The organism is Cyanobium sp. Aljojuca 7D2 (assembly GCF_024346415.1).
Taxonomy (GTDB): Bacteria; Cyanobacteriota; Cyanobacteriia; order PCC-6307; family Cyanobiaceae; genus Cyanobium_A.
This window is the reverse complement of record NZ_JAGQCX010000013.1, coordinates 16,930-42,501: the sequence shown is the minus strand read 5'-3', so window position 1 is coordinate 42,501 and position 25,572 is coordinate 16,930. Positions and strand designations below refer to the sequence as shown.

The 25,572-nt window shown below is 67.7% G+C and carries 27 protein-coding genes; 13 read left to right on the top strand and 14 right to left on the bottom strand.

Annotated elements, in window-relative coordinates; genetic code table 11:
* Positions 1-117: 117 nt before the first annotated feature.
* Positions 118-1,293 (bottom strand): ferrochelatase, encoded by a 1,176-nt coding sequence (gene hemH / locus KBY57_RS12510; protein ID WP_094559897.1) that lies wholly within the window; start codon positions 1,291-1,293, stop codon positions 118-120.
* Positions 1,294-1,395: 102 nt separating this feature from the next.
* Here hemH and KBY57_RS12505 point away from each other — a divergent pair, with 102 nt between their 5' ends.
* Together KBY57_RS12505 and cobO are read left to right on the top strand one after the other, a co-directional pair.
* Positions 1,396-2,637 (top strand): site-specific integrase, encoded by a 1,242-nt coding sequence (locus tag KBY57_RS12505; protein WP_254996205.1) that lies wholly within the window; start codon positions 1,396-1,398, stop codon positions 2,635-2,637.
* 35 nt (positions 2,638-2,672) lie between these two features.
* Positions 2,673-3,380, top strand: coding sequence for a cob(I)yrinic acid a,c-diamide adenosyltransferase (gene cobO, locus KBY57_RS12500; RefSeq protein WP_254996204.1), 708 nt, complete (start codon positions 2,673-2,675; stop codon positions 3,378-3,380).
* A 7-nt stretch (positions 3,381-3,387) separates the two neighbouring features.
* On the opposite strand, the gene KBY57_RS12495 is transcribed toward cobO, so the two are convergent.
* Entirely contained in the window at positions 3,388-3,534 is a 147-nt protein-coding gene (locus tag KBY57_RS12495; protein WP_254996203.1) for a hypothetical protein, read from the bottom strand.
* A gap of 143 nt (positions 3,535-3,677) precedes the next feature.
* Between KBY57_RS12495 and pyrH the strand changes: the two genes are divergently transcribed.
* The 3 genes from pyrH to KBY57_RS12480 are packed head-to-tail and all read left to right on the top strand — an operon-like array spanning position 3,678 to position 6,087.
* Positions 3,678-4,385, top strand: coding sequence for a UMP kinase (gene pyrH / locus KBY57_RS12490; RefSeq protein WP_254996202.1), 708 nt, complete (start codon positions 3,678-3,680; stop codon positions 4,383-4,385).
* An 8-nt stretch (positions 4,386-4,393) separates the two neighbouring features.
* Entirely contained in the window at positions 4,394-4,933 is a 540-nt protein-coding gene (gene frr, locus KBY57_RS12485; protein WP_254996201.1) for a ribosome recycling factor, read from the top strand.
* The gene (locus KBY57_RS12480; RefSeq protein WP_254996200.1) at positions 4,930-6,087 is read left to right on the top strand and encodes an NAD(P)/FAD-dependent oxidoreductase; all 1,158 of its coding nucleotides are present in this window, start codon (positions 4,930-4,932) and stop codon (positions 6,085-6,087) included. The genes frr and KBY57_RS12480 overlap by 4 nt, the downstream gene beginning before the upstream one ends.
* Positions 6,088-6,115: 28 nt before the next feature.
* Here the strand turns inward: KBY57_RS12480 and KBY57_RS12475 are convergent, their stop codons facing one another.
* The 5 genes from KBY57_RS12475 to KBY57_RS12455 form a co-directional block, all read right to left on the bottom strand.
* The gene (locus KBY57_RS12475; RefSeq protein ID WP_094559904.1) at positions 6,116-6,493 is read right to left on the bottom strand and encodes a Crp/Fnr family transcriptional regulator; all 378 of its coding nucleotides are present in this window, start codon (positions 6,491-6,493) and stop codon (positions 6,116-6,118) included.
* A 46-nt stretch (positions 6,494-6,539) separates the two neighbouring features.
* Complete coding sequence (locus tag KBY57_RS12470; RefSeq protein WP_254996223.1) at positions 6,540-7,721, bottom strand: transaldolase; 1,182 nt, start codon at positions 7,719-7,721, stop codon at positions 6,540-6,542.
* A 116-nt stretch (positions 7,722-7,837) separates the two neighbouring features.
* Positions 7,838-9,625 carry a peptidoglycan D,D-transpeptidase FtsI family protein gene (locus tag KBY57_RS12465; RefSeq protein ID WP_254996199.1) on the bottom strand — a complete coding sequence of 596 codons (1,788 nt, stop codon included), beginning with the start codon at positions 9,623-9,625 and terminating at the stop codon, positions 7,838-7,840.
* A 9-nt stretch (positions 9,626-9,634) separates the two neighbouring features.
* Positions 9,635-10,108: a hypothetical protein gene (locus KBY57_RS12460; protein ID WP_254996198.1), complete on the bottom strand. Its 474-nt coding sequence runs from the start codon at positions 10,106-10,108 to the stop codon at positions 9,635-9,637.
* Positions 10,109-10,174: 66 nt separating this feature from the next.
* On the bottom strand, positions 10,175-11,575 hold the full coding sequence (locus KBY57_RS12455) for a CPBP family intramembrane glutamic endopeptidase (RefSeq protein ID WP_254996197.1): 1,401 nt from the start codon (positions 11,573-11,575) through the stop codon (positions 10,175-10,177).
* Between the two features lie 83 nt (positions 11,576-11,658).
* Here KBY57_RS12455 and KBY57_RS12450 point away from each other — a divergent pair, with 83 nt between their 5' ends.
* Complete coding sequence (locus tag KBY57_RS12450; protein WP_254996196.1) at positions 11,659-12,993, top strand: histidine phosphatase family protein; 1,335 nt, start codon at positions 11,659-11,661, stop codon at positions 12,991-12,993.
* A gap of 3 nt (positions 12,994-12,996) precedes the next feature.
* Complete coding sequence (locus KBY57_RS12445; protein ID WP_254996195.1) at positions 12,997-14,313, top strand: dihydroorotase; 1,317 nt, start codon at positions 12,997-12,999, stop codon at positions 14,311-14,313.
* Here KBY57_RS12445 and lepB read toward each other — a convergent pair.
* Positions 14,252-15,025 (bottom strand): signal peptidase I, encoded by a 774-nt coding sequence (gene lepB, locus KBY57_RS12440; RefSeq protein WP_261356835.1) that lies wholly within the window; start codon positions 15,023-15,025, stop codon positions 14,252-14,254. The two genes, KBY57_RS12445 and lepB, sit on opposite strands and share 62 nt — an antisense overlap.
* Positions 15,026-15,236: 211 nt before the next feature.
* Between lepB and KBY57_RS12435 the strand changes: the two genes are divergently transcribed.
* Positions 15,237-16,772, top strand: a complete 1,536-nt coding sequence (locus KBY57_RS12435; RefSeq protein WP_254996194.1) for a hypothetical protein — start codon at positions 15,237-15,239, stop codon at positions 16,770-16,772.
* On the opposite strand, the gene KBY57_RS12430 is transcribed toward KBY57_RS12435, so the two are convergent.
* A complete protein-coding gene (locus KBY57_RS12430) occupies positions 16,723-17,100 on the bottom strand; it encodes a Spx/MgsR family RNA polymerase-binding regulatory protein (RefSeq protein WP_254996193.1) in 378 nt (125 codons plus the stop codon). The genes KBY57_RS12435 and KBY57_RS12430 overlap by 50 nt on opposite strands.
* A complete protein-coding gene (locus KBY57_RS12425; protein ID WP_254996192.1) occupies positions 17,087-17,449 on the bottom strand; it encodes a 2Fe-2S iron-sulfur cluster-binding protein in 363 nt (120 codons plus the stop codon). The genes KBY57_RS12430 and KBY57_RS12425 overlap by 14 nt, the downstream gene beginning before the upstream one ends.
* 82 nt (positions 17,450-17,531) lie before the next feature.
* On the opposite strand from KBY57_RS12425, the gene KBY57_RS12420 reads away from it, so the two are divergent.
* Positions 17,532-18,194 (top strand): class I SAM-dependent methyltransferase, encoded by a 663-nt coding sequence (locus KBY57_RS12420; protein ID WP_254996191.1) that lies wholly within the window; start codon positions 17,532-17,534, stop codon positions 18,192-18,194.
* A gap of 8 nt (positions 18,195-18,202) precedes the next feature.
* Here KBY57_RS12420 and KBY57_RS12415 read toward each other — a convergent pair whose 3' ends face one another.
* A complete protein-coding gene (locus KBY57_RS12415; RefSeq protein WP_254988234.1) occupies positions 18,203-18,721 on the bottom strand; it encodes an inorganic diphosphatase in 519 nt (172 codons plus the stop codon).
* 335 nt (positions 18,722-19,056) lie between these two features.
* Positions 19,057-19,536 carry a hypothetical protein gene (locus tag KBY57_RS12410; protein ID WP_261356834.1) on the bottom strand — a complete coding sequence of 160 codons (480 nt, stop codon included), beginning with the start codon at positions 19,534-19,536 and terminating at the stop codon, positions 19,057-19,059.
* A gap of 171 nt (positions 19,537-19,707) precedes the next feature.
* On the opposite strand from KBY57_RS12410, the gene KBY57_RS12405 reads away from it, so the two are divergent.
* From KBY57_RS12405 to KBY57_RS12390, 4 genes are all read left to right on the top strand, one after another.
* Positions 19,708-21,531, top strand: coding sequence for a proline--tRNA ligase (locus KBY57_RS12405; protein ID WP_254996189.1), 1,824 nt, complete (start codon positions 19,708-19,710; stop codon positions 21,529-21,531).
* Between the two features lie 36 nt (positions 21,532-21,567).
* Positions 21,568-22,002, top strand: coding sequence for a photosystem II protein Psb27 (gene psb27 / locus KBY57_RS12400; RefSeq protein WP_254996188.1), 435 nt, complete (start codon positions 21,568-21,570; stop codon positions 22,000-22,002).
* Between the two features lie 116 nt (positions 22,003-22,118).
* Positions 22,119-23,432 (top strand): adenylosuccinate synthase, encoded by a 1,314-nt coding sequence (locus tag KBY57_RS12395; RefSeq protein ID WP_254996187.1) that lies wholly within the window; start codon positions 22,119-22,121, stop codon positions 23,430-23,432.
* Complete coding sequence (locus KBY57_RS12390) at positions 23,432-24,421, top strand: adenosine kinase (RefSeq protein WP_254996186.1); 990 nt, start codon at positions 23,432-23,434, stop codon at positions 24,419-24,421. The genes KBY57_RS12395 and KBY57_RS12390 overlap by 1 nt, the downstream gene beginning before the upstream one ends.
* On the opposite strand, the gene cutA is transcribed toward KBY57_RS12390, so the two are convergent.
* Together cutA and KBY57_RS12380 are read right to left on the bottom strand one after the other, a co-directional pair.
* Complete coding sequence (cutA, locus tag KBY57_RS12385) at positions 24,390-24,743, bottom strand: divalent-cation tolerance protein CutA (protein WP_094559918.1); 354 nt, start codon at positions 24,741-24,743, stop codon at positions 24,390-24,392. The genes KBY57_RS12390 and cutA overlap by 32 nt on opposite strands.
* Positions 24,740-25,558: a precorrin-6A/cobalt-precorrin-6A reductase gene (locus KBY57_RS12380; RefSeq protein ID WP_254996185.1), complete on the bottom strand. Its 819-nt coding sequence runs from the start codon at positions 25,556-25,558 to the stop codon at positions 24,740-24,742. Before KBY57_RS12380 ends, cutA begins: the two co-directional genes overlap by 4 nt.
* Between the last annotated feature and the right edge of the window lie 14 nt (positions 25,559-25,572).

The following is a 25,572-nucleotide window of genomic DNA, read 5'->3' as shown; positions in this document are numbered from 1 at the left end:
GCCGCGCAGGTCAGGCTGGACCAGGCAGCGGTTCTTTCACCCCTGCAAAACCCTGTTGAGCAGCGTGTCAAACAACGCCTGCAAGGGCCTTTGAAGCGTTTCGTCAGGGGGCGGTGTTTAAAGCAGGCCGAGCGCATGCAGGGGGCCCCGTCCGCTGATCAGTTCCAGCAGGAAAGCGGAAAAGCCCACCATCGCCAAGCGGCCGTTCCACACCTCGGAGCTGTTGTTCCAGCCCCAGGCCCACTTGTCCTGGGGATAGAGCTTCACCTTGGTGGGCAACTCGGCGGCCTGATCCAGGTTGACCTCCGGGCCCTCCAGGGCGTGCTGCACGAGATCGGCCAGGCCGTGAATGAAAGCCGGGGTCGTGTCCAAGGCCGGGACGCGCCTGAAATTGATGATGCCCGCCTCGGTGGCGATTTCCCGGTATTCGATGTCAATTTCTTCGAGCGTTTCGATGTGCTCGCTGACGAAACTGATCGGCACCACCACCAGATCGGTCACACCGGCGGCCCCCAGCTCCTGCAGAGCGTCGTCGGTGTAGGGCTTGAGCCACTCCACCGGACCCACCCGGCTCTGGTAGGCCAAGGTGAACGGATTGGCGTGACCCAGATCGCGCTCGAGCCGTTCCATGATCAGGCGCGCGCAGGCTTCGATCTCTTGCTGGTAGGGGTCACCGGCCTCCTCCACGTAGCTCTTGGGCACCCCATGGGCACTGAAGAACACATGGGCCTGGGCCGGCTCGGGGCAGGCCTGGATCTCGCGGGCGATCAGGCCGGCCATGGCGCCGATGTAGCCGGGGTCGTCGTAGTAACTGCGGATGCAGCGGATCGGCAGGCGCGAAAAGCCTGTATCGGCCTGACGCAGCCGCTGCAGCTCCCGGAAACTCGAGCCGCTGGTGCTGATCGAGAAGTGGGGATAAAGGGGCAGCACCACTACCTCATCCACCCCGTCGGCCTTGATGTCGCCCACCGCCGATTCGGTGAAGGGATGCCAGTAGCGCATGGCCACATAGCTGGTGGCCTCGATGCCCCGGGAGCGCAATTCACTCTGGAGCTCCCGGGCCTGCTGTTCGGTGATGCGCCTCAGGGGCGAGCCACCGCCGATCGAGCGGTAGGCCTCCTGGGATTTGCCGGCCCGCAAACTGCTGATCAACCAGGCCAGGGGCTTCTGGAGAGCAGGATTCGGCAGCCGGATGATCTCCGGATCGGAAAACAGGTTGTACAGAAACGGACCGACGTCCTGGATACGCTCGGGCCCGCCGAGGTTCAGTAGCAGCACGCCAACCTTGGCCATGCCCTCGTTCCGTACGGCTCAGGAAGGGCGAGCGTAACGCTGCAGCTACGCCCCTAGCGGCTTCGGCGTCGGATCGATAACGTCGGAGCCTGTGCAGGGGCCATGGCAAGCGGAGCTGCGGAGCCCGATCTGGCGAGTCTGCAGGCCCAGCTGGCGCAGGAAAACAGCGCCTTGGCACGGGCGGGGCTTTCGCTGCGTCTGGAGCTGCGCGGCCAACGGCTGGGGCTGCGGGGGCCGCTGCCCTGCCGCCATGGGACGGGTCGGCACCCCGTGCAGCGGATCAGCCTGGGGCTGGCCGCCGACGCGGCGGGGTTGGAGCAGGCCAAGGAGCGCCTGAAGGAGGTGCTGCGTCAGCTCCAGCAGGGGCGCTTCGACTGGTCGGCGTGGGCCCGGGCGCTGCCGGAACCGACCCCAGGAAGCCCTGCCGCCGAGCGGGTGGCGGGGCGGGTGACGAGTCCGGTGATGAAGGGCAGCGACGATCCCCTCGGGCTGGAGAGCTTCGAGGCGGCCTTCTTCGCCGACCCCCGCCGCCGCCGCAACCCCGCCGGCTGCCGCACCACCTGGACCAGCGCCTACCGCCCCTACCTGCGGCGCCTGGGGGCAGTGGCGGCGGAACGGAACTGGCCCCTGGGCCTGCCGTTGCTGGAGACGGTGCTGGAGAGCTATGCCCCCACCAGCCGCAGTCGCCAGCAGTGCGGCACCGCCCTGGCGGCCCTGGCCCGCCACATGGGCCAGCCCTTGCCCGAGGACTGGGCCGAGCGGGCAGCGGGCTACGGCCTGCATGCGGCCCGGTTCCGCAGGCTGCCCGGCGATCCGCAGATCCTCGCCCTGGCCGAGCAGATCCCCAACCCCAGCTGGCGGCTGGCCTACGGGTTGATGGCCACCTATGGCCTGCGCAACCACGAGATTTTTTTCTGCGACCTCTCGGCCCTGGCCCCCGGCGGCGACCGGGTGATCCGGGTGCTGCCCACCTCCAAAACCGGTGAGCACCAGGTGTGGCCGTTCCAGCCGGAGTGGGTGGAACACTTCGGCCTGGAGCAACTGGCGAGCACAGAGCCACCCCTGCCACCAGTGGCCACCGACCTACGCCGCACCACCCTGCAGCAGGTGGGCCGGCGGGTGGCGGAACAATTTCGCCGCTACGACCTGCCGATCACCCCCTACGACCTGCGCCATGCCTGGGCCGTGCGCACCATCCACATCGGCCTGCCCGACACCGTGGCAGCCCGGATGATGGGTCACTCCGTGGCCATTCACACCCGCACGTATCACCACTGGATCACCCGCCGCGACCAGCAGCAGGCGGTGGATGCGGCCCTGGCGCGCCGGCAGTCGGTGGCCTAAGCCCGCCAGAGTAGCTGCCTTGCCGTTGCCCTGCCGTGAGCCAACCCGATCCCACCGCACCCCAGCCCGACGCCACTGCGCCAGGGTCGGCCCTCGATGCGGTGGCAGCGGAACTCGGCCCCGGCGGCGCTCTGGCGCCAGAAGCGGATGCCGATGGCTACCGCCGCCGCATGGCACGGCGCAAGGAGGTGCAGCAGCAGCGAGTGGGTGAGCGCAACCTGGAGAAGGGGCTGGTGCTGGTGTTCACCGGCGACGGCAAGGGCAAGACCACCGCAGCCCTAGGGCTGGTGCTGCGCACCCTGGGCCACGGCGACGCGGTGGCGGTGGTGCAGTTCATCAAGGGCGGCTGGCAGCCAGGCGAGGCCAAGGCCCTCGAGTTGTTTGGCGACGCGCTGGCCTGGCACGCCCTGGGTGAGGGCTTTACCTGGGAAACCCAGGACCGGGAGCGGGATCGTGCGTTGGTCCAGGCCGCCTGGGAGAGATCGCTCAGCTACCTCGCCGACGCCAACCGCAAGCTGGTGGTGCTCGATGAGGTGAATGTCGCCCTCAAGCTGGGCTACCTGGCGGTGGAGCAGGTGCTGGAGGGCCTGGCCCTGCGCCCCGAGCTCACCCACGTGGCCCTCACCGGCCGCGGTGCCCCCCCGGCCCTGGTGGAGCGGGCCGATCTGGTGACGGAAATGAAATTGCTGCGCCATCCCTTCCGGGAGCAGGGCGTAAAAGCTCAGCGAGGGATTGAGTTCTAGGCACGGCTCAGCCCAGGTCGTCCTGGAGCTGGGCCAGGGCACTCACCAGCACGGTGAGGCCGCTGATCAACACGGCCCGGTGCACATCGGGTTCGCGCCAGATCGCCGGGTCGGCACTGGCCCGATCCAGGGCCGAGAGGGTAAGGCGCGCCATCACGCCACAGGATCGCGGCTGGCGGGAAGGCTGGGGCTGGCCGAGGGGGAGGTGGCCCATGGCGCTCACGCTTTGCGGCACTGAAGCGGTTGGACGGGCACGACGCAAGGGCGTTGCTACGGTGCGGCAAATCAGTGGGGTCGATGGGTTACAAGCGCGTGCTGCTCAAACTCAGCGGCGAAGCGCTGATGGGTGAGCAGGGCTATGGCATCGATCCGGCGATCGTGCAGTCCATTGCCTCCGATGTGGCCGCCTGCGTGGCCGGTGGCACCCAGCTGGCGATCGTGGTGGGTGGCGGCAACATCTTCCGCGGCCTGAAGGGATCGGCCGCCGGCATGGACCGGGCCACCGCCGACTACGTCGGCATGCTCGCCACCGTGATGAACGCCATCACCCTGCAGGACGGTCTCGAGCGGGCCGGGGTGCCCACCCGGGTGCAGAGCGCCATCTCGATGCAGGAGGTGGCCGAGCCCTACATCCGCCGCAAGGCGATCCGCCACATGGAAAAGGGCCGCGTGGTGATCTTCGCCGCCGGCACCGGCAACCCCTTTTTCACCACCGACACCACCGCAGCCCTGCGGGCCGCTGAGATCGGCGCCGATGTGGTGTTCAAGGCCACCAAGGTGGATGGCGTCTACAACAAGGACCCCAACAAGCACACCGATGCGGTGCGCTACGAGAGCCTCTCGTTCCTGGAGGTGCTCAGCTCCGAGCTCGAGGTGATGGACGGCACGGCCATTGCCCTCTGCAAGGACAACGCCATTCCGATTGTGGTGTTTGATCTGTTCGGCGCCGGCAACATCGGCCGCGCCGTGGCCGGCGAGCCGATCGGCACCCGCATTCACCCCTGACCCCCGCCATGGATTTGGAAGCCAGCATGCGCAAGTCGCTCGACGCGACGCAGCGCACCTTCAACACCATCCGCACGGGCCGGGCCAACCCCTCCCTGCTCGACAAGATCAGTGTGGAGTACTACGGCGCGGAGACGCCCCTGAAGTCTCTGGCCACCCTGTCCACCCCCGATTCCCAGACGATCCAGATCCAGCCGTTCGACACCGGCTCGATGGGACTGATTGAGAAGGCCATCTCCATGAGTGATCTGGGCCTCACCTGCAACAACGACGGCAAGGTGATCCGGATCAACATCCCGCCCCTCACCGAAGATCGCCGCAAGGAGCTCTGCAAGCTGGCCGCGAAGTATGCCGAAGAGGGCAAGGTGGCCCTGCGCAACGTGCGCCGCGATGCCATCGACAAGGTGAAAAAGCAGGAGAAGGACGGCGAGCTCTCGGAAGATCAGAGCCGCGATGAACAGGACAAGGTGCAGAAGCTCACCGATAAGTTCATCGCCGAGCTCGAGAAGCACCTGGCCGAAAAGGAAGCCGACATCCTCAAGGTGTGAACGCCACGCCAACTGACGTGGTGGTGGTGGGGGCCGGCGCTGCCGGTGGCGCCGCAGCCTTCCACCTAGCCCAGCGGGGGGTGAAGGTGGTGCTCCTGGATCGCGCCGCCTTCCCCCGCCCCAAGCCCTGTGGGGGCGGCATGGCGGCCTCGATGCAGGCGCTGTTCCCCTTTGACCTGGGGCCGGCCGTGGATGCGGTGATCGACCAGGTGCGTTTCACCTGGTGCCTGGGCGACCCCGTGACGGCCGTGTTGCCCGGCGATGCCCCCTTCTGGATCGTGCGGCGTTCCGTACTCGATGCCTATCTGGTGGAGCAGGCCACGGCAGCTGGGGTGGACTTCCAACCGGGCGTGGCGGTGCAGAGCCTGCAGCGATCAGGGGATCACTGGCAGCTCCAGGCGATCGGGCCAACCGGCGCAGCCCTATCACTCCAGGCGCGGGCGGTGGTGATCGCCGACGGCTCAGGATCGCAGTTGGCGGCCCGCCATGGCTTGGGGCCTGCCCGGCCGCGCTTTGCCGACACGGTGTCGGTGGAGGTGGAATGTGCGGTTCGCGAGCCCAGCACCGCCCGCTTTGAATTCGGTCTGGTGCGCCATGGCTTCTGCTGGTCCTTCCCCCGCCAGGGGGGCTACAGCATCGGCGTGGGCACCTTCATCGGCCGCGATCCCGCCGATGCCGATGCGGTGCTGAGCCAACTATTGCCCAGCCTGGGCCTATCCCCCGATGCCGGCGAACGCCGGGCGGGCCAGCTGCGCATCTGGGATGGCCACCACCCCCTCCATGGCCAGGGGGAGAACTCCGGGCTGGTGGTGGTGGGCGATGCCGCCTCCCTCTGTGATCCCTTCCTTGCCGAAGGTCTGCGTCCCGCCCTGATCAGCGGCTGCCGGGCCGCTGAGGCGATCGCAGCCTGGTTGGCCGGTGAGCCCACGGCCCTGGCCGGCTACACCAGCCGCATGCGGGCCGAATGGGGCGAGTCGATGGCCTGGGGCAAACGCATCGCCCAGGTGTTCTACCGGGTGCCCCGGGTGGGCTATCAGCTGGGCATCAAGCGCCCCACCGCACCGCAGCGCATTGCCCAGATCCTTTCCGGCGAGATGGGCTACGGCGACATCGCCCAGCGGGTGATCCGCCGCTTGCTGTTCCAACGCTCCTGAAGGTGGGCTTCAGCTCTTGGTGCAGGCTTCAGATCTTGGTGCAATCCTTGAGTTGCCGCAGGCGCTGATCGATCGAGCCCAGCAGTTCGATCGCAAACATCGGCGATTCCTGCACCGCAAACAGAAACTTTTCGCGGTTCATCACCAGCAACCGGCAGGGGGTTAACGCCCGGGCATTGCCGTAGCGGCGGTGATCGCTCGTCACCAGCGCGCCGGCGCCGAACACATCGCCGGCATTGATCTGCTCATGGCCCTGGTCGCCGTTCCAGCTCAACTGCACCGAGCCCTCCAGCAGGCCAAACATGCAATCGCCCGATTCTCCCGAGGCAAAAATCAGCTCCCCAGGCTCCACCGTGACCACCTCACCGTTGCTGGCCAGGGCGCGCATGGTGTCGAGGGCGTTCACGGTGCGACGGGAAGGACAAACACGTGGCCAGTGTGCCCCACGCGGGTTAAGGCTGGCTGTAGCCGGCGCCCACCAGGGCCGCGCCCAGTCCACCCTTGATGTCGTCTGGGGCGAGCCGGCCATCTTTATCGGTGTCGAGAGCATCGAACACCGCATCGCTGCCCAGCCACTCCTCGCGCGTGATGCAACCGTCGCCATCGAGATCATTGAGCAGGAAGATCTCGTGCACGGCATGGCTGAAGGCGGCGCCGCCCTCCAGCTCGGCCAGGCGATGGGCCAGCTGGGCCTCCAGGGCTTCGATCGCCTTGCAGAAGCCGCGGATCCCCTCATCCAGCTTCTCGGTGGCCATCGGATCGGCCGCCAGCATCTGACGGAAGTGGGCTTCATCGAGATGGATCTGGGCTTCGGTGGGAGCCGGATCAAAGGCGTTGAGTTTGCGCTCCAGTTCTCCTTCGGTGTGGCGCAACTGATCGAGCAGCGCCGGCGAGATGGTGAGCAGATCACAGCCAGCCAGCTCGATGATCTCCTCAATGTTGCGGAAGCTGGCTCCCATCACCTCGGTTTTGTAGCCGTAGGTTTTGAAGTAGTTGAAGATCTGGGTCACGGAGATCACACCGGGGTCTTCTGGGCCGGGGTAGCCGTCGCGGCCGGTGCTCTTCTTGTACCAATCGAGGATGCGCCCCACGAAGGGGGAGATCAGGGTGACGCCGGCCTCGGCGCAGGCCACCGCCTGGGCAAACCCGAACAACAGCGTCAGGTTGCAGTGGATACCCTCCTGCTCCAGTTGCTGGGCGGCACGAATGCCCTCCCAGGTGGACGCCACCTTGATCAGCACCCGGTCGTTGCTGATGCCTGCCTGGTTGTACAGGCCGATCAGTTTGCGGGCCTTGGCGATGGTGGCTTCGGTGTCGTAGCTGAGGCGGGCGTCCACTTCTGTGGACACGCGGCCGGGCACGATCTTGAGGATCTCCTTGCCGAAGGTGACGCAGATTTCATCGAGGGCTTCCCGCACCACGGCGTCGGCGCCGGCATCGGCCCCCATCACCTGGCGCGACTCCTGCAGGGAGCGATCGATCAGGTTTTGGTAGGTGGGAATCTGGGCTGCGGCCAGGATCAGCGACGGGTTGGTGGTGGCGTCGCGGGGGGTGAACTGCTTGATCGCATCGATATCGCCGGTGTCGGACACCACCACGGTCATGGCAGCGAGTTGATCGAGCAGGTTGGCCATGGGCAGGGGTGGTTTGAGCTGGCTGGGCATCAGCCCTGGTTGCCATCACGCTAGCCAGTGTGGCCGGATGCACCCAGACGGCAGACCGATCCTTGAGGGAACGGCAACACGAGCCGTCAGGCCTTGGGGCGCGACGGCGGAATCCGCTCCAGCACCAGCAGGGCGTCGATGATCTGGCGGGCGACCGGGGCCGCCACCGTGGAGCCGTAGGTGTTGCCTCCCTTCGGTTCATCCACCACCACGAGCACGACGTAGCGCGGGTCGTCGATGGGCAGGTGGCCAACAAAGCTGGTAATCAGAGCCCCCGGGATGTACACACCCCGCTCCGCTTTCTGGGCAGTGCCGGTTTTGCCGCCGATCCGGTAACCGGGAATCTTGATGCCCAAGCCACTGCTGTTCTCCACCACCGACTCCATCCAGCTCATCACCGTGCGGGTGACAGCGGGATCGAGCAACGGCAGCCCGCTCCCACCCGGAGCGCTGGCCAGTGCATCTCCAGAGCGCAGACCGCGGGTGATGTGCGGGCTCACCAGCCGGCCCCCGTTGGCCAACATGGCGTGCAGCTGCAGCAGCTTCAGCGGCGTCAGGGAGAAACCCTGGCCAAAGGCGGCCACGGCCGGCTCAATCGCCTGGCTGGTGAAGGCCTTGCGGGACTTGAGTTCACCGGCTACCGCCCCCGGCAGGTCGGTGTCGGGCCTTTCATCAATCCCGAAGGTGCGCAGCCACTGCCAGAAGCGATCCCGCTTCACCTGGGCCATCGCCTTCACCATCGCCACGTTGCTCGACACCTGCAGCACGGTGGGGAAATCAATCAGGCCATTGGCCCGCTTGTCGTGGTTGAAGATCGGCCAGCCCCCGATCGTTAGCTGACCGGTGTCGGCCACCCGGCCATTGGCCTGAATTGCCTTGTCCTGCAGGGCCAGGGCCAGGTTGATCGGCTTGAAGGTGGAGCCCGGTTCGTAGAGGTCCTGCACCGACCACTCGCGGAACAGCCCGGGGTTGAATTTCCAGAACTGGTTGGGATCGTAGGTGGGGGTGGAGGCCAGCGCCAGCATTTCGCCGTTGCGCACATCCATCACCAGGGCCGCACCGCGCTTGGCATTCCACTTCTTGACCTGCTTGACCAGGGCTTGCTGGGCCACCTGCTGCAGCCGGGCATCGAGGGTGAGCTGCAGGCGCAGGTCGTCGCCGTAGAGGGAGCCAGCCGTCAGGCCGGCGGGCAGCGGGGTGCCATCGGCACCCCGGCGCATCTGCAGGGCCGTTTCCTGGCGCTTGAGGTCGCCATCCCGGCTCTGCTCCAGGCCGGCCTGGGGAACGCGCTCCAGGTTGAGGAAGCCGACGACGTTGGCAAACAGGGGGCCCTGGGGATAGATGCGGTGGGGGTAGGCCTCGAGATCCAGGCCACTGATCCCCAGCTGCCGCACCCGCTCAGCCGTCTCCGGATCCAGGTCGGTGCGCAGCTTGATGCCACTGCGGCGGCCCGCCATCGTTTGCAGGAGCCCGGCTTTCGGCAGGGCCAACACCGCCGCCACCTTGCTGGCCACCTCATCGGAGCTGCGGATCTTCTGGGGGTCGTCGCCCGGGAAATTGAAATAGCGGGGATGGGCCCAGAGGGTGAAGCGCTGTTCATCAAGGGCCACCAGGCGCCCGTTGCGATCAACGATCGTGCGCCGCTTGCCGATCGGCTTGGTGGTTTGGGTCTGGATGGCGTGGGCCCGGTTCTGGAGGTTGGTCGCATCGACCACCTGCAACCAGGCCAGCCGTACGGCCAGGCCCACCAGGCCCACGCACAACAGCCCATAAACCGCCAGCAAACGGCCGGTGGGCACCGGCTGGATCGCGACGACCCGCTGGGGAGAACTGCTGCGACTGCGGATAGGGCCGCGGCGACGACTGGACGTCATCGACATGGATCAGTAACCCGAGCGGATCTGACGCAGCTGAATGCTGCTCAGCAGGGGCAAGCCGCCGGAGAGGGAGGCGGACTTGGGCGGGGGGAGATACACCAATTTTTCACTGCTGGTCGGCACCAGCCAGCCCGGGCGCTTCACCGCGCCCAGGTGGTGCTGCTCCAACAGCGCCGACGATTCCTGCAGCTTGTGCTCCAACACCTGGGAGGCCTCCAGTTGCTGGTAGCTCACACCCCAGCGGTTCTGCCAGTGCAGGGTCAGGGCGCTGAGGGCGAGCATGCAGATGCCGAGGCCCGCCAGGGTGCCATCGGTGGCGCGGTGGAGGTTGCTGATCCAGGGAGCTCGGCGCTCCAGCCTGCGGCCGGAGAGGGAGCCCTGAATCAGCTCAAGGGTGCGCCGCTGGGCCCGTCGGCTGGCATGTCTCCCCGCCATCAGAGGACTTTCGGGAGCCTGCCGGGGCGAGAGGGAGGCAACCAAAGGGACGGCCCGAGCACTGCGCGATTGAACCACCCCTGATGCCAAGCAGCAAGGGGACTGGAGCCTTCAACCTGCCAGCAAGAGCAAATTGGCAAAGGTGAGGCCATTCCAAAGGCTGTGCATCAACACACTCGCCCCCAGCCTGCCGCTCTGGAGCCGTAGCCAGCCCAGGCCCAAGCCGAGCACAAACAGGGGCGGCAACTCGCCGATGCTGAGGTGGGCAACGCTGAACACCAGCGCACTGATCAGCACGGCCCAGAGGCCGCCCCAGCGCTGAGCCAGCACCGGCAGCAGCACGCCGCGGAACAGGGTTTCCTCAAACAGTGGCGCCAGCACCAGGGCCGTTACGGCAAAACAAAGCAACGCCAGGGGATTGGCACTGGTGAGCACCAGCTCGAGCAGGGGATTGCTGCCGCCAGGATCGCCAACCAACCGCTCCTGAAGCCAGCCCGTCAGGGCCACCAGGGGCAGCACCATCAGCACCTGGACCAGAGCACGGCGCAGGGTGCCGCCCAGTGGTCGCCAGTGCCACTGCAGCCAGCCCCCTAGGGGCCGCGGACCGTGGGACCGCAACTGGCCCCAGAGCAGTGCCAGCGGGACCGCCATCAAACCGAGGTATAGGCCCAGCACCAACACCCCCTGCTGCAGGGCGGGCTGGGCGGCCAGCGGCCCGAGTCCGCCCTGCAGCAGGGGAGCCAGCAGCAGCGGCACCAGCAACTCACCCACCACCACAAAGCCACCGGCGATCAGCAGGGTTGCCTCCGCCAGGGTCAGGGGTGGCCCCTGCAGGGGCGCCCGGGCCTGGGCCTTGCCGCGCCAGCGCAGCCAGAGCTCGCGCAGCAGCAGGCCGATGCCCAGCAGCAACAACAGCACCGGCACCACCCCCGTACCCAAAAGACGCAGCACCGCCGCCCGCTGGGCCGGCCGATCGCTGCAGGCGTCGACACTCCCGCCCAGGGCCTGGCAGGCCAAGGCTCGGGTGAGGGGCGAGGGGTGCCAGCCCGCCCACAGCTCCTCCGCCGGCCCAGGGGGCCGGTTCGCAGGCGGGGCGAGCAGGGCCGCCAGGAGGGGCCGCTGCTCTGGAGGCACCTGCTGTTGCAGATCCTGCAGCCGTTGCCGGCCCGCCTGCTGCTGCCCCGTCTGACCCTGCAGCAGAGCCAGTTGCAGCTGCTGCTCGGGGGCAGGGGGCAGGGGGGCGTCGTTGACCTGCTGGAGAAGTTCCTTCTGCAAGCCCTGGAGCGGCTGATCCCCGGCCAAGAGCGGGCGCAGGTTGGCGGGCAGGGCGGGGGCCGCCAGGGCCGTCAGCTCCAGCTGGCGCAGCTCCAGGGCATTGCCCACCGATGGGCGCTGCAGGCTGTCCACCAGGCCGTTGAGCCAGAGCAGGCCACTAAGCACCAGGCTGAGCAGGGCCAGTCCAGCGGTCCACCCTGCGCTCGGACGGGGTTGCGGGGTGGGGCTGGCGTTCAAGCGCAGGCCCTCCGGGGCTTACGAGTGGGGCGATTCTGCCCACACCCCCTCCCATACGATGGTCAGAGAGCAGAGTCAAGCCCGTGCCCCTTCGGATTGTGTTGGTGCGCCATGGGCAGAGCAGCTTCAATGTGGAGCACCGCATCCAGGGCCGCGACGATCTCTCCACCCTCACCGACACCGGCCAGTCCCAGGCCCGTGCCACAGGGGCCGCGCTGCGGGATCTGACCTTCACGGCGGCCTACACCTCGCCGCTGCGCCGGGCCGCCGACACCGCCCAGCTGTTGCTGGCCGAGCAGGGGCAGGGCCTGGTGGCGACGCCCGATGCGCTGTTGCTGGAAATTGACCTGGCCCCCTGGAGCGGGCTGCTGCGCCAGGAGCTGCGCGAGCACCACGCCGAGCAAGAGCGGCAGTGGCGTTTGGCGCCGGAACGGCTCGAACTGCAGCGGGCCGATGGCTACACCTACCGGCCCCTGCAGGAGCTGATGGCCCAGGCCCAGCAATTCCGAGAGCAGCTGCTGGAGCGCCATGGGGCTGCAATCGCTGACGAGCAGGGTCCACCCCAGACAGTGCTAGTGGTGGCCCACAACGCCATCCTGCGCTGCCTGCTGCTGGCGCTGCTGGATCTGCCCCTGTCCGGCTTCCGCCGGCTGCGGGTCGACAACTGCTCCCTATCGGTGCTCAACCTCAGTGGCGGGGGAGTGCAGGTGGAATCCCTCAACGGGCTGGCCCACCTCGGCACCCCCCTGCCCTCCAAAGGCCCAGGGCCGCGCCTGCTGCTGGTGCGCCATGGCGAAACCGACTGGAACCGCGAAGGCCGCTTCCAGGGGCAGATCGACATTCCCCTCAATGCCACCGGGCGCTCCCAGGCCGAGGCGGCTGGTCGGTTCCTGGCGCCGGTCACGATCAATCGGGCCTACACCAGCTGCATGGCGCGCCCCCGCCAGACCGCCGAAGCGATCCTGGCCTCCCACCCCGGCGTGCCCCTCACCAGCAGCACCGGCCTGGTCGAAATCGGCCATGGACTCTGGGAAGGCCGGCTCGAGCAGGAGATCGCCGAGGGCTGGCCCCAGTTGCTCGCCGACTGGAAACGGGCGCCCCAGACCGTGCAGATGCCGGAGGGGGAGACCCTGCAGCAGGTCTGGGACCGCTCCCTGGCCACATGGGCCCGCATCGCCGCCAGCCTCAGCGACGACGAAACCGCCCTGGTGGTGGCCCATGACGCCGTCAACAAAACCATTCTCTGCGGACTGCTGGGCCTGCAGCCCGCCGACATCTGGGCCATCAAGCAGGGCAACGGTGGCGTCACCGTGATCGACTACCCCGAGGGAGCCGACGGGCGCCCGCTGGTGGCGGCCATGAACCTCACCCCACACCTGGGTGGCGTGTTGGACCGCACCGCCGCCGGTGCGCTCTGAATTTTGACGCGCCCCCTCTGGCTTCAGCAGGTTCAACTGCTCACAGGGCCAGGCCAGCCCCTCCACCGCGCCGATGCCCTGATCGATGCCAACGGTGCCCTGCTCAGCTGGGGAGAGCCGGCCGGGCAGCAGGCCGCAGCCCTCGGGCTCTCCCCCACAGCTGCCCAGGCGTGGCTGCTGGCGCCGATGCTGGTGGATCCCCACAGCGCGCTGGAGCAGCCCTGGGATGGGCGGGCTGAGAACCTCACCAGCCTGGCTGCCGCCGCAGCGGCGGGGGGCTACGGCACCGTGGCCCTGTTGCCCTGGTCCAGCCCCTGGCGGGACCGGCCCGAGCGCCTCAACCTCAACCTGAACCTGTCCGGACTCGAGCCGCTGGCCCTGGAGCGCTGGGGCAGCTTCAGCCTGGAGGGGGCCGATCAGGAGCTGGCCCCCCACGCCGATCAGATCGCTGCAGGGGCCCTCGGGCTGGCCTGCCACGACCAGCTGCCTCCCCTGGCCCTGTTGGAGCGGGGGTTGCTGCTCGGCGAGATGGGCCCGCGGCCCGTGCTGGTGGCTCCCAGAGATCGGAGCCTCACCGGCGGCGGCTTCGTGCGCGAGGGGGTCGACGCCCTGCGGGCCGGCTGGCCGCTGGATCCGGTGCTGAGCGAAACCCTGCCGCTGCAGAGCCTGCTCACCCTGGCCGCCAGCCGTCCCGAGGCAGCCCTGCGACTGATGAACCTCTCCACCGCCGCAGGTGTCGCGTTGCTGCGGGCGGCCCAGCAGCGCCCCCTGGCCAGCGTCAGCTGGTGGCACCTGCTGGCCGACAGCAGCAACCTGGATCCCACCGCTGAGGGCTGGCGGCTGCACCCCTCCCTGGGCACAGCGGACGATCGCCACGCCCTGATCACCGCCCTGGCCGATGGCGTGCTCACCGCCGTGGCGGTGCATCACCTGCCACTTGATGCGGAGGAGCAGCTGCTGCCCCTCGACCAGCGGCGGCCTGGGCTGGCCGGCCACGGCGCCCCCCGCGGACTGGTGCTGCCGCTGCTCTGGCAGGAGCTGGTGGGGCGCCGCAGCTGGCCCGTGGAGCAGCTCTGGCAGGCCCTGAGCTGGGGCGGGTCCGCGCTGCTGGGGCTGCCGCCCGAACAGCTCCGCATGGGGTCGCGCCGCTGGCTGCTGTTCGACCCGCAGCAGCAATGGGCCTGGGAGCCAAGCCATTCGCTCTCGCACGCAGCCAACCAACCCCTGGGAGGCCGGACCATCACGGGTGGGGTGCGCGCTACCGGCTTGACGCCGGCTGATCACTGGAGCCTGTCACCCCCAGCGCCCCCGTCTGGTTAAAGGGATAAAAGCGCCAAAAGGCACGGCCGATGATTTCGTCCTGGGGCAGGAAAGGGCCCCCTGGCCAGAAGCGTCCGTCCCAGCTGTTGGCACGGTTGTCACCCAGGGTGAGCACATGGCCTGGTGGAACCACCGCATTGAGGGTGCGGCAGGGCCCCATCCCCTGGCTGTCCACCGGGCAGTCGTTCTGCACGTAGGGCTCGGGCAGCCGCTGGCCATTGATGAACACATGCCCCCTGGGATCCACCATCACCCGCTCGCCCGGCAAAGCCACCACCCGCTTGATGTAGGCATCGCAGGCGGGGCTGGCCACCCCGGGCAGACTGCCGATCAGGGGCAGATTCACCACCAGGCAGCGCAAGGGGTTGCGGCTGGCACCAGCCGAGAGCACCGGGTCGAAATGGTGGGGAGAGTGGAACACCACGATCTCGCCGCGGCGGGGAGCGCGCTGGCGGTAGCTGAGTTTTTCCACCAGCAGGCGATCCTGCAACTGCAACCCCGGCAGCATCGAACCCGACGGGATGTAGCGGGCCTCCACCAGAAACTGGCGAATGCCCAACGCCACCGCCAGGGTGATCACCACACTGCGCCAGAAGGCCCAGGGGCTTTCTGGTGTCTCCGCAAGGGCCTGAGCGGGCGTCTCGGCGGGGGGCTCAGCCGGCGACGGGGAGGGCTGATTCAGGCTTTCGGGAGTGTTCAACGGGCGGTTCAACAGGTGGGGCCTTCAGAAACGGGAGGGCGCTGGGGAAGCCGAGCCCAAGCAGGCCCGGCCGCATCATTGCCTGGCCGCATCATTGTGTTGACGCAGGGGCCTCAGGGCCTGCGGAGTCAGGGTCCCCTGGCCAGACTCGGCAGGTTAGGCACCCCACCACCCGCCCGGCTCCATGGCGCGCCCCCGCTGGCAAGCTCAAACCGCTGCGTCGATGGCGGCATCATCGGGGAGCTGGGCGCGGAGCTGGGATCGCTTTGTGGCGGTGTGGGCCAGCCTCAACCTGCTGTGGGTCGCCTTCGACCTCACCTACGTGCCGCTGCGCACCTTCTGGCTGCAGCGCAACCTCTACCCGATCCCCTCGGTGCCGCTGGTGGTACCCCTCACCGTGATCCCGGATGTCACACCGCTGGTGGATCCGATCAAGGGCATCGAACCTCACCGCGAAACCCAGGCCTACCTCGAGCAATACCGCCAGTTGGATGCGGCCCTGCTGGCCCTGCCCACCGGCCAGGCCCCCCAGGCGAGCCAGGTGATCCTGTTGAACCGCCAGGCCCAGCTCACCGCCCAACTGATCGACAGCAACCCCTTCCTGGCCTCGGAGGCCTCCGGCACCCTCGAGAAGATCAAAAACCGCCTGCGTCAGCGGGCCGACCGGGACTCCGCCCGCCAAGCCTCCGCCGTGCTGCTGGATCCGGCCTGGATCCAGAGCCGGGGCTGGAGTCAGGAGCGCCGCTTCTGGAGCGGCCAGATCCTGCCGCTGGTGGCCACCAACTACTGGCGGTCCATCGATGAGAACGGCCGCCCCACCGACCATTTCTGGCGCATCGACCTGCTGCTGTTCCAGAGCGTCTTCGCGCTGGACATCCTGCTGCGGCTGATCCGGCTGCGGCGGCGCCTGCCGGGGCTGAGCTGGGGCGATGCCCTGTTGCGGCGCTGGAGCGACCTGCCCCTGCTGCTGCCCTTCTGGCGCTGGTTGCGGGTGGTGCCGGTGCTGGAGCGGCTTCAGACGTCTGGGCTGGTCAACTTCGAGCCGCTGCGGGCCGTGGTCAGCCGCGGCGTGGTGGCACTGCTGGCGGTGGAGCTGTTCGAGGTGCTGTCGCTGCAGATCCTCGATGGCACCCAGGGGCTGATCCGCTCGCGGCGCTGGCCCCAACGGCTGCGGGCGCTGCGCAGCCACCAGAGCGTGGCCAGCAGCAGCGACGAGCGGGCGCTGGTGGAGCTGGTGCGCATCTGGGCGCCGCTGCTGCTCAGCCGGGTGGCCCCGCGCCTGGCCCCGGAGCTGCAGGGGCTGCTGGGCTACAGCCTGCGCCAAAGCCTCGATCGCACCGTGGTGCCGCCGCCGCTGCGCCAGCTGCAGCCCCTGCTCCAGGTGGAAACCGGCATCAGCCGCCAGCTGGCCTCGGGCATGGTCGACAGCCTGCTGGAGCTTTCCCGCAGCACCGGCAACCGGCTCTCGCGCCGCGACGATGTGCAGCTCGACCTACTGCAGCGCTTCATCGACCGCTTCTGGGAAGAACTGGCAGCCGCCCTGGAGAGCGGGCCCGCCCTGGAGCGTTCCCAGGAGCTCCTCTGCGCCCTGATCGATGGCGCCAAAGGCACCTACCTCAGCCAGATCAACCGGGCCGGCATAGAGGCTCTGATCCAGGAGCTGGATCAATTGATCACCGCCCCCGTCAGGGCCGAAGGCGAGCAGGCCCCTAACCCGGAGCCTGGACGTCCAGAAGCGCTGCCCACTCCGGCTCCTTGAAGCCTGTGAGGATGAGGCCGGCGTCGGTGATCAGCACGGGCCGCTTGATCAACTTGCCATCAGCAGCCAGAGCCGCGAGGGCCGCCTGATCATCGAGGGCTTGCACTGCAGCCGCTCCCAGGGCGCGGTAACTCTGGCCACTGGTGTTGAACAGGCGCTGGCGCCCCAGTTGCGCCAAGGCCTGCTCCAGCTCCGCGGAGCTTGGGGGTTGCTCGGTGATGTCGAGGATTTCAGGCTGCAGCTGTCGGGCGGCCAGCCAAGCGATGGCCTTACGGCAGGTGCTGCAACGCGAGTAGCTGTAGAGCTTCAGCGGCCTAGCCCCTGCCAATCAAGGACTTAAGCGCCCCAACCAGGCTGTTGGAGCCTTTGCCCACGGCGTTGGTGGGCCGGGTGCGGACGGTGACGTCGCCGTTGACGGTGGTGCGGCAGCTGAGGCGGAAGTTGGCGGGGCGATCCGCCAGGTACACCTCTTCCACATCGCTGCGGGGGGAAAGATTTTGCATGCCCTCCACCACTTCCATCACACAGGTGCCGCACTGGCCGAGGCCACCGCAATTGTTGACGTTGTTGAGTCCCTTGTAGGGGTTGATGCCCGCATCAAGAGCGGCCTTGCGCAGGTTGGCCCCCTCGATGCAACCGACCTGCTGGCCTTCCTGTTCAAAACGGATGGTGGGCACGGTCGAGCTGGGGCAAAGTGCGCCGCCCAACTTAAGCCACGCCCGTCCCGATGCCTAGCATCAGAGTCCACGTCTTCAAGCCTTGTCAGCTCCCCTCGGCTACGACCTGATCGTGCAGCAGCTGATCCCGGGTTACGCCAGCCTGGCCCGGTTGGCGGTGGCCCTGCTGGCGGCTTCACCGCTGGCCAGCCGCACCGGTGCCGGTGTGCTGGTGGCAGGTTGCGGCACCGGGGCTGAGCTGGTGGAAGCCCGGGCCCAGCGCCCAGAGTGGCAGCTGACCGCGATTGATCCCTCCGCAGAGATGCTCGCCGCGGCCCAGAAGCGCCTGGGGAGCGAGGGCATCCAGTGGCGTCAAACCACGGTGGAGGAGCTGCAGGCGGATGCCTGCTTCGCCGGGGCCCTGTCGGTGCTGGTGTTGCAGTCGTTGCCGGATGACGGCACCAAGCTGGCCTTCCTCACGGCCCTGGCCCGCAGCCTGGAGCCGGGCGGCCAGCTGGTGCTGGTGGATCTGATGGCGCCGGAACGCTCCCCTCTGCAAAACCAGGTGGACGCGGCCTGGTTGGGCTTTCAGCGGGCCAGCGGCTTAGAGGCGGAGCCGCGCGACCTGGAGCCTCTCACCCAGGGGCTCCACCCCATCGGCGAGGCCCGGCTCACCGCCCTGGTGAACGCGGCCGGCTTCAGCGACCCGGCCCGGATCTTCCAGGCTCTGGGCTACGAGGGCTTCCTGCTGCAGCGCCGTCCCTGAGGCCAGGGTCAGCAGCTGGCCTTGGCGGCCTCGATACAGCTCTGCAGCAGGGCCGGCACCGCCTCCAGATCCAGCCAACCGGTGATCTCGGTGACCCGACCCTCCATGTTTTTGTAGGTGCGGAAAAACTCCGCCACTTCCTCAAGCTGGTTGGGCGCGATCTGACGAATCGAGCGGATCTCCTTGTGCCTGAAGCCGGCCTCCGGCACACACAGCAACTTGCCGTCGTGGGCACCGGAGTCGACCATGTCGAGGATGCCGATCGGTCGGGCGCGAATCAGGCAGCCCGCAAAGGTGGGCTCCTCCATGATCACCATCGCGTCGAGGGGGGCACCATCCTCGGCGAGGGTATTGGGCACGAAGCCGTAATCAAACGGGTAGCGCACCGACGAGTGCAACACCCGATCGAGGGCCATCACCCCCGCCTGCTCGTTATATTCGTATTTATTGCGGCTGCCGGCGGGAATTTCCACCACCAGGTTCACCAGCCCAGGCGCCGGGGAGGCCGGCAGATGGCGCAGATCCATCGAAGCTCGGCGGGATGGGGGTAAACGATCTGCCGGTCACCACCGTGGTCAGTGGCACGACGGCTGTGGCCAAGGCAATCAGGCTGCCCAGGAGCAGCGGTAGGGCTTGGGGGCCCGGACTGAAAGGGTCATCCCCATCGTCGCCCAAGGGCTCCTGACTGGCCAACTGGATCGGCGTGGGGCAGTCGGGCCTAGTGATGGGCCTGAGGGTCGTAGGGGAATCTCGGGAAACACGATCCATGGGGCTGTGGAAGGTGCAGGCACCTCATCCACCAGTAACAACACAAGAGACTTCAACAATTCTGGCACTTTTTCCGCCAGGCGAGCGGTCTTGTTCAGGCGGCGGGGCGAACACCCTGATCGTGCTGATCGCGACGGGCACTGAGGTCGGCTGGGCGACCGTCGAGGTGATCGAGACGGGTGCGGATGACACGCAACTCCTCGAGGATGGCACCGAGCAACTGCTGGGTGGCTGTGGAGGGGGAGTTGAGAACCTCCACCGTGACCTCCTTGATCCGCAGGACGTCGCGTGCGAAGCGAGCCACCTCGTTGGGGTGGAACATCAGCGGATCCTTCTGATCGCTGCGGTATTCCGGATTGAGTTTGCGCGGATTGAAGGGAGGGTTAAGATTGCGCGGATCGGTGTTGGTGTAGCGGTAGACCGAGGCGCGGGATCGGTTGAGGGCCTTCTGAACCTCATCAATACCGATCAAACCTTCGCTGGCTTCCGACCCCACCTCCGCAGATCCGACCGAAGCAGCCTCTTCCAGCGGTAGCGCCGCCTTCTGACCCAATCCCGCTGCACCCAACCCCATTGCATGAGCGGCACCGGGGTGGAGAGACATGAGACGGACCTGGGACAACTGGGATTGGGCTCAGACGTTAGCAGGGGTTGCGAGGCTCCGCTGCAGCGATGGTCACCCTGACGACTGCATCCCTGGGCTTGGGTCGGTGATAGGTTCCGCGATCCTCTGAAATCTGCGGCCATGCGCGTCTCCCGCCTGATGCTGGTGACGCTTCGCGATGATCCGGCCGAGGCCGAGATCCCTTCCCACAAGCTGTTGCTGCGGGCGGGATACATCCGCCGGGTGGCCTCCGGGATTTACGCCTACCTGCCGCTGATGTGGCGGGTGCTCCAGAAGGTGTCCAGGGTTGTGCGCCAGGAGATGGATCGAGCCGGTGCCCTCGAAACCCTGCTGCCCCAGCTGCAGCCAGCAGAGCTATGGCAGCGCAGTGGCCGCTGGGCCGGCTACACCGCGGGCGAGGGCATCATGTTTCACCTGGAGGATCGCCAGGGCCGAGAGCTCGGATTGGGACCCACCCATGAAGAGGTGATCACGGCACTGGCCGGCGACCTGCTGCGCTCCTACCGGCAGTTGCCCGTGAATCTTTATCAGATTCAGAGCAAATTCCGCGATGAGATCCGTCCTCGTTTCGGGCTAATGCGCGGACGGGAATTCATCATGAAGGATGCCTATTCCTTTCATGCCGACGAAGACTCCCTGCGGCAGACCTACGCGGAGATGGACCAGGCCTACCGCCGCATCTTTGCCCGCTGCGGCCTCCGAGCCGTGGCTGTGGAAGCCGATAGCGGTGCCATCGGCGGATCCGCAAGCCAGGAGTTCATGGTCACCGCCGATGCTGGCGAGGACCTGATCCTGACCAGCGGCGACGGCCGCTACGCCGCCAACCAGGAACGGGCCGTGTCGTTGGCACCTGAAGCCGTGGCCCTGCTGGGCGGCGTGCGCGCCGGTGGACAGGGTGAACCCCTCGCCACCCATGGGCAGAGCAGCATCGAAGACCTCTGCTCTGCCCATGGCTTCGATCCCACCCAGACGGTGAAGGTGCTGCTGCTGTTGGCCCGCTTCGAAGATGGCCACCAACAGCCCCTGTTGGTGAGCCTGCGGGGGGATCAACAGCTCAACGAGGTCAAGCTGGCCAATGCGGTGACCGCCCGAGGCTCCGCCGAGCACGGCGCCTTGCTGGACATCAGCCCCCTCAGCGCCGAAGCAGCTGCCAAGGAAGGCCTGGAGCCCATCCCCTTCGGCTTCATGGGACCCCAGCTGAGCGATGGCGCCCTGGCCGCCGCCCGCAGCTGGTCGCCGCGCTTCCTGCGGCTCGCCGACCCCACCGCCACCGCGCTCGAGGCCTTTGTGGGTGGGGCCAACACGATGGACACCCACCTGGTGGGGGCTGCCTGGGGATCGCTATGCCCCGCTCCCGAGAGCGTGGACCTGCGGGCCGCCCAGCCTGGAGATCGCTGCCAGCACGATCCCAGCCAGCAGCTGGAGGCCAGCCGTGGCATTGAAGTGGGCCACATCTTCCAGCTCGGCCGCAAATACTCGGAAGCCCTCGACGCCCGCTTCACCAACGAAGCCGGCGTTGAGGAAGCCCTGTGGATGGGCTGTTACGGCATCGGGGTCTCGCGGCTGGCCCAGGCGGCGGTGGAGCAGCACCACGACGGCAACGGCATCTGCTGGCCCGTATCGATCGCTCCGTTTGAGGTGATCGTGGTGGTGGCGAACGCGGCCGACCCTGAGCAATCCAACCTCGGCGAAAAGCTCTACGGCCAGCTGCAGCAGGCCGACGTGGACGTGCTGCTGGATGACCGCGGCGAGCGGGCTGGGGTGAAGTTCAAGGATGCCGACCTGATCGGCATCCCCTGGCGGGTGGTGGTAGGCCGCGGCGCCGCAGCCGGCGTGGTGGAGCTGGTGGAACGCTCCAGTGGCGACAAGCGGGAGCTCCCCGCCAGCGAGCTGCTCGCGACCCTGCTGCCCAGCCTGGAGAGCCAGCGCCAGGGGCTTCTCTGAGGCGGCTTCTAGGATCGAAGAACTTGCATCCCACCCATGGCCGCTGTGCTCGCCCCCTTCAGCCAGCGGCTGAGGCTTCTGATCTCGCGGCTGGCGATCGCCTTGGTGCTCTGCCTGAGCCTGACCCTGACGGCCTGCAGCTCCGCCAGTGGCGGCCTCACGGGCAACTACGTCGACGACACCGTGGCGGTTGCCGACAGCCTCCTGGCCACCATCAACCTGGGGGCTGATGATCCCGGCCGCGCTGAAGCCGAGACCGAAGCCCGCAGCCTGATCAACGGCTACATGGCGCGCTACCGCCCCCGCAGCGCGGTGAACGGCCTCGGCTCCTTCACCACCATGCAGACCGCCCTCAACTCCCTAGCCGGCCACTACACCAACTACCCGAATCGGCCGGTGCCTGACGCTCTTAAGGAGCGCATCAGCAAAGAGCTGAAAAAGGCCGAAACCAACGTCGTCCGGGGGGCTTGAGCCCTTGGTTCACGGCGCCTGGACAGCGAGCCGTGCCGTTCCGACTTTGACGAACGGCACCGCGATCTGAGAGGCTCTTGCATTGTGCTCAGAAGCGGCTGCGGGCCGCTGCCTCCTTGGCCAACGTTGTCGTCATCGGTGCACAGTGGGGCGACGAGGGGAAGGGCAAGATCACAGATCTTCTCAGCCGCTCCGCCGACGTTGTGGTGCGCTATCAGGGCGGGGTCAACGCCGGCCACACCATCGTCGTGGACGACAAGGTGCTCAAGCTGCACCTGATCCCCTCCGGCATCCTCTATCCCGACACCGTCTGCCTGATCGGTTCCGGCACAGTGGTGGACCCGAAGGTGATGCTCGGCGAGCTGGACATGCTGGCCGAGAACGGCATTGGCGTGGAGGGCCTGCAGCTGGCCTCCACGGCCCACGTGACCATGCCTTACCACCGCCTGCTGGACCAGGCGATGGAGCAGCGCCGCGGCGACCGTCGGATCGGCACCACCGGCCGGGGCATCGGCCCCACCTACGCCGACAAGTCGGAGCGCAACGGCATCCGCATCCTCGACATCCTTGACGAGGGCCGCCTGCGCGACCGGCTGGCCGGGCCGCTGGCCGAGAAGAACGAAATTCTGGTGAAGCTCTACGGGCTCGAGCCGCTTGTGTTCGAGGAGGTGGTGGCCGAATACGTGGCCTACGGCCAGCGCCTGGCCCCCCACGTCGTCGACTGCACGCGCACCATCCACCAGGCCGCGCGGGCCCGCAAGAACATCCTGTTCGAGGGCGCCCAGGGAACCCTGCTCGATCTCGATCACGGCACCTATCCCTACGTCACCTCGTCCAACCCGGTGAGTGGCGGCGCCTGCATCGGTGCCGGCGTGGGTCCCACCCTGATCGACCGGGTGATCGGCGTGGCCAAGGCCTACACCACCCGGGTGGGCGAGGGTCCCTTCCCCACCGAGCTCGAAGGCAGCCTCAACGATCACCTCTGCGACCGCGGCGGCGAATTCGGGACCACCACCGGTCGACGCCGGCGCTGTGGCTGGTTTGACGGCGTGATTGGCCGCTACGCCGTAGAGGTGAACGGTCTCGACTGTTTGGCCATCACCAAACTCGACGTGCTCGATGAGCTCGATGAAATTCAGGTGTGCGTCGCCTACGAGCTCGACGGCGAGCGCATTGAGTATTTCCCGAGCAGCTCGGAAGACTTCGCCCGCTGCCAGCCGATCTTTGAAACCCTGCCGGGTTGGCAGACCTCCACCGCCGACTGCCGCAGCCTCGAGGAACTGCCGGCCACGGCGATGAGCTACCTGCGCTTTTTGGCCGACCTGATGGAAGTGCCGATTGCGATTGTCTCCCTGGGCGCCAACCGCGACCAGACCATCGTGGTGGAGGACCCCATCCACGGTCCCAAGCGAGCCCTGCTGAGCGTCTGATGACCAAACATTTCGACGTTGTCGGCATCGGCAACGCCATCGTGGACGTGCTGGTGCAGGCCGACGACGACCTGCTTGACAACTTCGAGCTCACCAAGGGCACCATGGCCCTGGTGGATGAGCACCAGGCCGAAACGCTCTACGCCAGCGTGGGACCTGGCCTGGAAACCTCCGGGGGCTCAGCCGCCAACACCCTCGCCGGGGTGGCTCAGCTGGGCGGGCGGGCCGGCTTCATCGGCCGGGTGCGCGACGACCAGCTGGGAGGCATCTTTGCCCACGACATCCGTTCGGTCGGTGCCCGGTTCGATACGCCGGCGGCCACCACGGGGCCGTCCACGGCCCGCTGCCTGATCCTGGTCACCCCGGATGCCCAGCGCACCATGTGCACCTACCTGGGGGCGTCGGTGGGCCTCGATCCTGCCGACCTGGATCTGGACCTGGTGGCCCAGGCCAAGGTGCTGTACCTCGAGGGCTACCTGTGGGACAGCGACGAGGCCAAGGCGGCCTTCATCGCCGCGGCCGAGGTGGCTCGCGCCCATGGCGGTGAAGTGGCCCTGAGCCTCTCCGATGCCTTCTGCGTCGAACGCCACCGCGACAGCTTCCAAGAGCTGGTGGATGGCCACGTCGACATCTTGTTTGCCAACGAGATGGAGATCACGGCCCTCTACAAAGCCAACAGCTTTGAAGAGGCCGCCGACCAGGTGCGGGGGCGCTGCAAGGTGGCGGCCCTGACCCGCAGCGAACTGGGCTCGGTGATTCTCAATGGCCAGGGCAGCCACGCCATTGCGCCCTTCCGGCTCGGCCCCCTGGTGGACACCACCGGCGCCGGCGATCTTTATGCGGCCGGCTTCCTGCATGGTTACACCCAGGGCCAGGACCTGGAGGCCTGCGGTCGCCTCGGCTCACTCTGCGCTGGTCAGGTGGTGACCCAGCTCGGCCCCCGGCCCCAGGGATCCCTCAAGGACCTGGTGGCCCAGCATCTGGGCTGAGGCTCTCCACCAGCCACTGGCCATAGGCACCGGCGCTGACGGCGCTCCAGTGGATCCACTCTGGGGTGTCGTAGCTGTGCAACGCCAGCAACGCCTCACGCAGGGCTTCCAGCCGCTCGGGGCTGGTTTTGAGCAGCAGTTGCACTTCCTCGCTGGAGGTGATCTGCCCCTGCCAGCGGTAGTGCGACTGCACCGGCAACAGGCTGGCGCAGGCCACAAGGCGCCGCTCCAGGAGCTCCGCCGCCAGGGCCCTGGCCCGCTCTGGGCTGGCCTCGGTGGTGAGCACCAGCTGCAAGGGCTGGTTGGTGTTGGCGTCCGTCATGGGCGGGGGGGCGTCCAGCCAGCCAGTGTCGCCAGCAGCGCCGCTGCATCGAGGCTCTCCAGCCCGGCCGGCTCCTGGGGGCGGCACAGCAGCAGCAGATTCAGACCCTCGGTGCAGCAAATCCTGCGCCAGAGCTGCTCGGTGGAGCCGCCAGACTGGCGCGCCAACACCGTGTTGATGCGCCAGCGACGCACCAGGGCCCGCTCCACGGCCAGCGCCGACCCAGGCCTGAGGCAGGCAACCCGCTCAGCTGTCAGGCCCGCCGCCATGGCCTGTTGCAGGGAGCTGACGCTGGGCAGCAGGCGGGCATGGTGAAGGGCACTGGGGCTGAGGGCGACGGCTGCCGCCAACTGCCGGGCGCCGATGGCCAGCAGCAGGCGCTGACCCGCCAGCGGCACAGCCCGCAGAGTCTCCAGCGCTGGAAGCAAGGTGGCCGGGCCCTCAAGGGTGGGGCGCTGCAAGCGCAGCAGCCGTTGCCTCTGGCGGGCGCAACCCGCCATGAGCTGGCGACTCACCTGGCAGGCAAACGGATGGCTGGCATCCACCACCACCGAGTAGGGGCGGCCGCTAGATGCGGCGGCCACCAGTTCGGCCTCCACAGCCACCTCTCCACCAAGGGCGCCCACCCGGAGGGTCAGCTCGGAGTGGGGCCGGTAGGCCAGGGCCGCAGGCGCGCTGACCACACTCACCGTCAGCTGCCACCCAAGGGTCAGCAGCCGCTCGGCCAGCTCGGGGCCCTCGCCGGTGCCGGCCACCAACCACAGACGCCGGCCGCTCTGGTGGCGGCAATCCTGGTGCATATCGGGTCGGTGCATCAGGATGGGCGTCG

Bases quoted from the DNA above. Each gene is read 5' to 3' on its own strand.
- cutA (WP_094559918.1), bottom strand. From the start codon at position 24,743: ATGACGGACGCCAACACCAACCAGCCCTTGCAGCTGGTGCTCACCACC.
- pyrH (WP_254996202.1), top strand. From the start codon at position 3,678: ATGGGTTACAAGCGCGTGCTGCTCAAACTCAGCGGCGAAGCGCTGATG.
- KBY57_RS12390 (WP_254996186.1), top strand. From the start codon at position 23,432: ATGACCAAACATTTCGACGTTGTCGGCATCGGCAACGCCATCGTGGAC.
- KBY57_RS12415 (WP_254988234.1), bottom strand. From the start codon at position 18,721: ATGGATCTGCGCCATCTGCCGGCCTCCCCGGCGCCTGGGCTGGTGAAC.
- KBY57_RS12470 (WP_254996223.1), bottom strand. From the start codon at position 7,721: ATGGCCAACCTGCTCGATCAACTCGCTGCCATGACCGTGGTGGTGTCC.
- KBY57_RS12380 (WP_254996185.1), bottom strand. From the start codon at position 25,558: ATGCACCGACCCGATATGCACCAGGATTGCCGCCACCAGAGCGGCCGG.
- frr (WP_254996201.1), top strand. From the start codon at position 4,394: ATGGATTTGGAAGCCAGCATGCGCAAGTCGCTCGACGCGACGCAGCGC.
- KBY57_RS12465 (WP_254996199.1), bottom strand. From the start codon at position 9,625: ATGACGTCCAGTCGTCGCCGCGGCCCTATCCGCAGTCGCAGCAGTTCT.
- psb27 (WP_254996188.1), top strand. From the start codon at position 21,568: ATGGCCGCTGTGCTCGCCCCCTTCAGCCAGCGGCTGAGGCTTCTGATC.
- KBY57_RS12405 (WP_254996189.1), top strand. From the start codon at position 19,708: ATGCGCGTCTCCCGCCTGATGCTGGTGACGCTTCGCGATGATCCGGCC.
- KBY57_RS12410 (WP_261356834.1), bottom strand. From the start codon at position 19,536: ATGGGGTTGGGTGCAGCGGGATTGGGTCAGAAGGCGGCGCTACCGCTG.
- hemH (WP_094559897.1), bottom strand. From the start codon at position 1,293: ATGGCCAAGGTTGGCGTGCTGCTACTGAACCTCGGCGGGCCCGAGCGT.
- KBY57_RS12495 (WP_254996203.1), bottom strand. From the start codon at position 3,534: ATGGCGCGCCTTACCCTCTCGGCCCTGGATCGGGCCAGTGCCGACCCG.
- KBY57_RS12505 (WP_254996205.1), top strand. From the start codon at position 1,396: ATGGCAAGCGGAGCTGCGGAGCCCGATCTGGCGAGTCTGCAGGCCCAG.
- KBY57_RS12435 (WP_254996194.1), top strand. From the start codon at position 15,237: ATGGCGGCATCATCGGGGAGCTGGGCGCGGAGCTGGGATCGCTTTGTG.